This is a genomic window from Massilia sp. (assembly GCF_046293535.1).
In the GTDB taxonomy this organism is placed as follows: Bacteria; Pseudomonadota; Gammaproteobacteria; order Burkholderiales; family Burkholderiaceae_D; genus Telluria.
Window position 1 is genome coordinate 47,337 of the sequence record NZ_JBKBOV010000037.1, and the last position, 6,874, is coordinate 54,210.

The 6,874-nt window shown below is 67.3% G+C and carries 7 protein-coding genes and 1 rRNA gene; 6 read left to right on the forward strand and 2 right to left on the reverse strand.

All coding sequences use genetic code 11. The annotated features are described in order from the left end of the window. Positions 1–6 precede the first annotated feature (6 nt). Complete coding sequence (locus ACK4S9_RS17750; protein WP_409728347.1) at positions 7–939, reverse strand: ABC transporter ATP-binding protein; 933 nt, start codon at positions 937–939, stop codon at positions 7–9. Positions 940–1,259: 320 nt separating this feature from the next. Between ACK4S9_RS17750 and ACK4S9_RS17755 the strand changes: the two genes are divergently transcribed. The 6 genes from ACK4S9_RS17755 (at position 1,260) to ACK4S9_RS17780 (ending at position 6,640) form a co-directional block, all read left to right on the forward strand. Then, entirely contained in the window at positions 1,260–1,772 is a 513-nt protein-coding gene (locus tag ACK4S9_RS17755; protein WP_409728350.1) for an adenine phosphoribosyltransferase, read from the forward strand. A 97-nt stretch (positions 1,773–1,869) separates the two neighbouring features. Then, positions 1,870–3,387: a YifB family Mg chelatase-like AAA ATPase gene (locus tag ACK4S9_RS17760; protein ID WP_409728353.1), complete on the forward strand. Its 1,518-nt coding sequence runs from the start codon at positions 1,870–1,872 to the stop codon at positions 3,385–3,387. Positions 3,388–3,432: 45 nt separating this feature from the next. After that, positions 3,433–3,951, forward strand: a complete 519-nt coding sequence (locus ACK4S9_RS17765) for a hypothetical protein (RefSeq protein WP_409728356.1) — start codon at positions 3,433–3,435, stop codon at positions 3,949–3,951. Continuing rightward, the gene (locus tag ACK4S9_RS17770; RefSeq protein WP_409728359.1) at positions 3,948–4,679 is read left to right on the forward strand and encodes an ABC transporter ATP-binding protein; all 732 of its coding nucleotides are present in this window, start codon (positions 3,948–3,950) and stop codon (positions 4,677–4,679) included. Before ACK4S9_RS17765 ends, ACK4S9_RS17770 begins: the two co-directional genes overlap by 4 nt. Next, positions 4,676–6,226 carry a putative ABC transporter permease subunit gene (locus ACK4S9_RS17775; protein WP_409728362.1) on the forward strand — a complete coding sequence of 517 codons (1,551 nt, stop codon included), beginning with the start codon at positions 4,676–4,678 and terminating at the stop codon, positions 6,224–6,226. The genes ACK4S9_RS17770 and ACK4S9_RS17775 overlap by 4 nt, the downstream gene beginning before the upstream one ends. 72 nt (positions 6,227–6,298) lie before the next feature. Further along, on the forward strand, positions 6,299–6,640 hold the full coding sequence (locus ACK4S9_RS17780) for a DUF1840 domain-containing protein (RefSeq protein ID WP_409728365.1): 342 nt from the start codon (positions 6,299–6,301) through the stop codon (positions 6,638–6,640). A gap of 121 nt (positions 6,641–6,761) precedes the next feature. Here the strand turns inward: ACK4S9_RS17780 and rrf are convergent. Then, positions 6,762–6,874: ribosomal RNA gene (rrf, locus tag ACK4S9_RS17785) — 5S ribosomal RNA — on the reverse strand.

The window sequence follows — 6,874 nt, forward strand, 5'->3', positions numbered from 1 at the left end:
CACCCCTTACGCCGCGACGGTGGGTGCGGCCACGGCTGCCGGCGATGCCGCGCTGGCGGCGGGCGCCGCGCGGCCGGCATTGCGGATCTGCAGGAAGTACACGTCTTCGAGGTCCGGCTCGACGCTGACGAAGCCATCGTCGGGCTGGGACTCGGCGAAGACGTTGATCTGAGGGCGGCCGCCCACCAGGCGGGTGGAGAGCACGTTGAAACGCTCCTGGTAGAGCGCCAGCTCGTCCTGGCTGACGGTGCGGCGCCAGACGTGGTTCCGGAGGGTGTCGATGGCGGCCTGCGGTTCGCCCTGCAGCAGCACCGTTCCCTTGGCGATCATGGCCATGCGCGGGCACAGGTCGGTGACGTCCTCGACGATGTGGGTGGACAGGATGACGACCACCTGCTCGCCGATCTTGGCCAGCAGGTTCAGGAAGCGGTTGCGTTCATCCGGATCGAGGCCGGCGGTGGGCTCGTCGACGATCACCAGGCGCGGGGCGCCGAGCAGCGCCTGGGCGATGCCGAAGCGCTGGCGCATGCCGCCCGAATAGGTGCCGAGTGCGCGCTTGCGCGCTTCCCAGAGGTTGGTCTGCTGTAGCAGCGCCTCGACGGCTTCCTTGCGCTCGCCCTTGCCGGTCAATCCCTTGAGGACGGCGAAGTGGTTCAGCAGCCGTTCGGCACTGACCTTCTGGTAGACGCCGAAGTCCTGGGGCAGGTAGCCGAGCTGGCGGCGCAGCCCTTCCTTGTCCTTCAGGACGTCGAGGCCGTGGAAATGGATGCTTCCGCTATCGGGATCCTGCAGCGTGGCGATGGTGCGCATCAGCGAGGACTTGCCGGCGCCGTTCGGCCCCAGCAGCCCGAACATCCCGTTGGGGATGTCGAGGCTGACATCGTTGATGGCCTTGACGCCATTGGCATAGGTCTTGTTGAGCTGCTTGATCGATAGCATCTGCTGGGTCTCCGGGTTCCGTTGAATGGTTCGCTGCCTTGACGCCTGCGGTACGAGGCAAGGCAAATATTGCCGTATAGATAATGTACAGATAGCTGAAAGCAATGTCAGACTTTTTGCGACCAGCGACGGGAAATCAGGAATGAATGACGTTTTTTTGTCATTGCTGAACAACGAGAAGGCGACCTTGATCCAGGCTGCATAAGCATTCGCGCCATGATCGTGGCAGGCCATTGCGAACGCGTTCGCGCCGCTTCGCCCCAGACCGGCGATAATCCTGGCATGCGAGCCCATTCGCCCCACCCACACCAGCACCTCACATGAACAACTTCAACGATGTTCCACTGGAATTCTTCCAGGACTACCCGGAACCGGGCGTCAATTTCATCGACGTCGGCTGCATTTTCGATAACCCGGAACATTGGCGTCTCGCCATTGACACCCTGCACGCGCGGACTGACGACCTGCACTTCGACTTCATTCTGTCCATGGATGCGCGCGGATTCATGATCGCCGGTGCGCTTGCCCTCGAGCACAAGGTCGGCTTCGCCATGGCGCGCAAGGCTGGTAAATTGCCCGGCAAGTCGATCAGCATCGATTACCAGCGCGAATACGGTAGCGCGACCATCGAAATCCAGCCCGAACGCATCAAGGGCCAGCGCGTGCTGATCGTGGATGACGTGCTGGCCACCGGCGGCACCATCGAAGCGGCGGCGTCCCTGCTGCGCCAGATCGGCAAAGAGGTGGTCGGCGCGGCCGCCCTGTTCGATATCTCTTTCTTCAAGGACAAGCGCGTACTGACCATGCCGGTCGTGACCCTGCGCGACGTCTGAAGCGCCGGTATTGGATGAGCGCACGCTTGGGTGCGCTCAACGAGGCGCCTGCGCAGCGGTGCCACCATCCTGCAAGTCCCACCTTGCCAGGAAACCCATGAGTCTCGCCGTGCTACGAAGCCGCGCCCTCGCCGGCATGGACGCTCCCGCCGTCAGCGTCGAAGTCCACCTGGCCAACGGCCTGCCCGCCTTCACCATTGTCGGCCTTCCCGATGCCGAGGTGCGCGAAGCCAAGGACCGCGTCCGCGCGGCGCTGCAGAACTCGGGCTTTACCATTCCCCCGCGCCGCATCACCGTCAACCTGGCGCCGGCCGACCTGCCCAAGGAGTCCGGCCGCTTCGACCTGGCGATCGCGCTCGGCATCCTGGCGGCGTCGCAGCAGATTCCGGTCGAGGCACTGGCGCGCTACGAGTTCGCCGGCGAGCTGTCGCTGTCCGGCGAACTGCGGCCCATCCGCGGCGCGCTGGCGATGAGCTTCGCCATGCGGCGCGACAGCGCGGGACAGGCGCGCGCCTTCATCCTGCCGCTGGCGAATGCCGACGAGGCCGCGCTGGTGAGCGATGCCGCGATCTACCCGGCGCGCACCCTGCTCGAGGTGTGCGCCCACTTCGTGCGCGGGGCCGGCGCTGCCCGGCTGGCGCGCCACCAGTCCCAGGCGCCGCTAGCGTCGGTCGAGTATCCGGATTTCGCGGAAGTGAAGGGCCAGCAGAGCGCCAAACGTGCCCTGGAAGTGGCGGCCGCGGGCACGCATTCGGTCCTGTTGATCGGGCCGCCGGGCGCGGGGAAAAGCATGCTGGCCTCGCGCTTTCCCGGCCTGCTGCCGCCGATGAGCGAAGACGAAGCGCTGGCCTCGGCCGCGGTGCAGTCGATCGCCGGCAGCTTCTCGCCGCAGCGCTGGGGCCGGCGGCCGTTTCGCAGCCCGCATCACAGCGCATCGAGCGTCGCGCTGGTAGGCGGCGGCAGCCCGCCGCGTCCCGGCGAGGTCTCGCTGGCCCACCACGGCGTGCTGTTCCTCGACGAATTGCCCGAGTTCGACCGCCGCGTGCTGGAAGTGCTGCGCGAGCCGCTCGAGTCGGGCCAGATCACGATCTCGCGCGCGGCCCGCCAGGCCGACTTCCCGGCGCGCTTCCAACTGGTGGCGGCGATGAACCCCTGCCCCTGCGGCTGGCTCGGGCACGCGTCCGGCAAATGCCGCTGCACGCCAGAAAGCGCGCAGCGTTACCAGGACCGCGTCTCCGGCCCCCTGCTCGACCGTATCGACATCCAGCTGGCAGTGGCGGCCATGCCGGCCGAGCACATCGGCGCCCAGGCAGATGGCGAGAGCAGCGCCGCGATCGCCGCACGTGTCGCCCAGGCGCATGCGCGGCAACTGGCGCGCCAGGGCAAGCCGAACCAGGGCCTGGCGCCGCGCGAGATCGAGCGCTACTGCCGCCCGGACGCGGCCGGCGAGCGCCTGCTGCGCGGCGCGATGCAGCAGCTGCACTGGTCGGCGCGCGCCTACCACCGCGTGCTCAAGGTGGCGCGCACCGTGGCGGACCTGGGCGGCGCGCAGGACGTGGCGGCCGAGCATGTCGCGGAGGCGATCCAGTACCGGCGCGCGCTCAGGGAACACTGAAGCCAGGGAGTATCCGCAGGCTACGCCTCCTGTTACCATCGTGGCATGCACATCAAACAACGCTTCCTTGTTTCGCTGTCCGCGCTCCTGCTCGCGGGTTGCTCGCCCACGTATAACTGGCGCGACTACACCAGCGCCGACGGCGCCTTCAAGGTGCTGTTCCCCGCCAAGCCGGCGACCCACACCCGCGCCATCGACCTGGGCGGCATCCAGGTCGACATGACGATGACGGCCGCCGAGGTGGAAGGCAGCACCTTCGCCGTCGGCACCGCGGTGGCGCCGGATGCGGCCCTGGCCCAGGCCACCCTGCCCGCGATGCGCCAGGCCCTGCTGCGCAATATCGGGGCCGGCGATGCGGGGGGAAAGAACGAAAGCGGCACGGCGCCCGCCGGCGCGACACTCGACGTCGACGCGGTCGGCAAGGGCAACGGCGGCCCGGTGCGCCTGGTCGGGCGCTTCCTTGCGAAAGGCACGCGCGTGTACCAGGTGGTCGTGCTGGGCAAGCCGGGGGCCATGCCGCCCGAGCAAACCGAGCAGTTCCTGTCCTCGTTCAAGCCGCAATGACGGCCTCCCCTGCCCTGCGCACGAGCGGCCTGTCGAAGTCCTTCGGCCGTCCGGCGGTCGACGGGCTGGACCTGGAGGTGCGCCGCGGCGAGCTGTACGCGCTGCTTGGCCCCAACGGCGCCGGCAAGACCACGACGCTGCGCATGGTGACCGGGCTGGTGGCGCCCGATGCCGGCCGCATCGAGGTGCTCGGCATCGACCTGGCGCAGGCCCCGCTCGATGCCAAGCGCAAGCTGGCCTACCTGCCCGACGACCCCATGTTGTACGGGAAGCTCAAGCCCACCGAATACCTCGAGTTCGTGGCCGGCTTGTGGGGCGTGGCGGCGCGCGATGCCGAGCCGCGCGCACGCGAGCTGCTCGACTGGCTCGACCTGAGCCCGCACGCGCATGAGCTGACCGAAGGCTTTTCGCGCGGGATGAAGCAGAAACTGGCGCTGGCCGGCGCGCTGATCCACGAACCGGAACTACTCATCCTCGACGAGCCGCTGACCGGACTCGACGCGGCGGCCGCGCGCCAGGTCAAGGACCTGCTGCTCTCGCACGTGGCCAAGGGCGGCACCGTCATCCTCACCACCCACATCCTCGAAGTGGCGGAGCGGCTGGCGCAGCGCATCGGGATCATCCGCGACGGCCGCCTGATCGCCGAAGGCACGCTGGCCGAGTTGCGCGAGCGCACCAGCGGCGGTAGCCTCGAGGATGTGTTCCTGCAGCTGACCGCACAGCCATGAGCGCAGCGCCGGGTAGCATCCCTTGGCTGTTCCGGCACGAGTTGCGTCTCTGGTGGTTCAGCGCGGGATCCGCCAAATCGGAGAAGTCGCAACGGCGCCCCGGACTGGCCGGGCTGGCGCTCATCGGGCTGGCCTGGCTGGCGCTGCACGCGATCGCCTTTTTCGTCGTGTCGCGCACGGCCGGCATCGATCCGCGCGACCCGCAGGTACTGGTTGCCGTGAGCGCACTGCTGTACGGCAGCATGACTTTCATGCTCTCCAGCGCCCTGAAGTCGAGCGTGCTGGTGCTGTTCGAACGGGGCGACCTCGACCTGCTGCTGTCCTCGCCCCTGCCCTCGCACAGCATCTTCACCGTACGCCTCGCCACGGTTGCCGCGGGTACGGCCGCCCTCTACCTGTTCTTTCTGGCGCCTTTCGCCCACGCGGGCGCACTGCTGGGCCACGTCGGCTGGCTCGCCGTCTATCCGGTCCTGCTGGGGGCCGCGACAGTCGTCGCCTGCGCCGCCATGCTGCTGACGCTCGGGCTGGTGCGGCTCATTGGCGCGCAGCGCACGCGCGTCGTCGCGCAGGTGATCGGCGCCCTGGCCGGTGCGCTGATCTTCATCCTGTCCCAGCTGTTCGCCCATCTTTCGCGCTCGATGGAGACGCGCGCGGCGGCCGCGTTTGCGCGTGCCTTCGCCGAGGACGGCGGGCTGGGTGCCGGGAGTCCGGTATGGTTGCCGGGCCGTGCGTTGTTGGGCGAGCCACTACCGGTGCTGGGCGTCGTGGCCGTGGCGGCGGCAGCCTTCTTGTTTACCGCGGCGCGGACACACCGGTTCTTCGTCCATGGCCTGCAGCAGGCCGCGTCGTCCAGTCGCGCGGCGCGCCGGCCCGCGGGCGGCCTGCGTTTGCGCTTTGGCCGCGGCCTGTTCATGACGATGCTGCTCAAGGAATGGCGCCTGATCCTGCGCGATCCGCAGCTCATCTCGCATGTCGCGCTCCAGCTGATCTATCTGCTGCCGCTGTTCTTCATCATCTTCAAACGCAGCGAGCTGCAGTTGCCCGCCCTCGCGGCCGGGCTGACGCTGCTATGCAGTTCACTGACGGCGTCCCTGGCCTGGATTATCGTGTCGGCGGAAGACGCGCCCGACTTGTTGCGCCTCTCGCCCGCACCGCAGGGAACGGTGCGCAACGCCAAGCTGGCGGCGGCGGTGTCGCCCTGCCTGTTCCTGGTGCTGGCGCCAGTGACGTGGCTGATCGTACGCGCGCCGCTCGCCGGACTGGGCGCGGCCGGGGCCGTGCTCGGCGCGGTGTGCGCGGCTGCCTTGATCGTGCACTGGTGCGGCCGGCCGGGTCTGCGCAGCGATTATGTGGCGCGTGGGAAGGGCGACTTCCTGAGCGCGATCCTCGGGATGTTCAACAGCCTGTCCTGGGGCGCCCTGGCCTGGTTCCTGGCGTCGATCGCGACCGGCCCATCCGATCGGAGCATCGTCGGCGCATCCTTCGCGGCGCTCAGTGCACTGGCGACGCTGGGCGTTTCCTGGCTCTTTCGTCGGCCACGTCCGTGAGTGCGTGCGCGGGATGAAAGCATTTCCAAGACGTGTTATCGTTTAATCACTAACAAATCAGTGGGCAGAGCTATGTTGATTACTTTTAAATGTAAATCCTATCCTGATGTCCTGATGTACCAGGAACATGCAAAACGTATCCTGGACCTGCTGCACAAGGATACGGAACGCGGCGTCATCACCGCGGAAGAAGCGCCGCGCGCTGTCGCGCTGCTCGAGGGCGAAATCGAAGAAAGCCGCAAACACCAGGTGTCGGAACAGGTCGAACGCGACGTGCAGGCCCACCATGGCGAAACCGAGGACAACGAGCATGAGCCGATCGAAGTCGTGAGCTTCTCGACGCGCGCCTTCCCGCTGCTGGAAATGCTGCGCTCTGCCCGCGACCAGCATACCGACATCCTCTGGGGCGTCTAAAACCGCCCCGACAGGGCGACCGGCGGGGCCCCGGCCCCGCCTTTTTCATGTTTGTTCGTTCGAACGCAGAAAAGCAAAAAGCCCGCTCAGTCGATACTGAGCGGGCTTTGCTTTATAACTAGCCTGACGATAACCTACTTTCACACTGGTTGCAGCACTATCATCGGCGCAAAGTCGTTTCACGGTCCTGTTCGGGATGGGAAGGGGTGGGACCGACTTGCTATGGTCATCAGG

Bases quoted from the DNA above. Each gene is read 5' to 3' on its own strand.
- ACK4S9_RS17750 (WP_409728347.1), bottom strand. From the start codon at position 939: ATGCTATCGATCAAGCAGCTCAACAAGACCTATGCCAATGGCGTCAAG.
- ACK4S9_RS17755 (WP_409728350.1), top strand. From the start codon at position 1,260: ATGAACAACTTCAACGATGTTCCACTGGAATTCTTCCAGGACTACCCG.
- ACK4S9_RS17760 (WP_409728353.1), top strand. From the start codon at position 1,870: ATGAGTCTCGCCGTGCTACGAAGCCGCGCCCTCGCCGGCATGGACGCT.
- ACK4S9_RS17765 (WP_409728356.1), top strand. From the start codon at position 3,433: ATGCACATCAAACAACGCTTCCTTGTTTCGCTGTCCGCGCTCCTGCTC.
- ACK4S9_RS17770 (WP_409728359.1), top strand. From the start codon at position 3,948: ATGACGGCCTCCCCTGCCCTGCGCACGAGCGGCCTGTCGAAGTCCTTC.
- ACK4S9_RS17775 (WP_409728362.1), top strand. From the start codon at position 4,676: ATGAGCGCAGCGCCGGGTAGCATCCCTTGGCTGTTCCGGCACGAGTTG.
- ACK4S9_RS17780 (WP_409728365.1), top strand. From the start codon at position 6,299: ATGTTGATTACTTTTAAATGTAAATCCTATCCTGATGTCCTGATGTAC.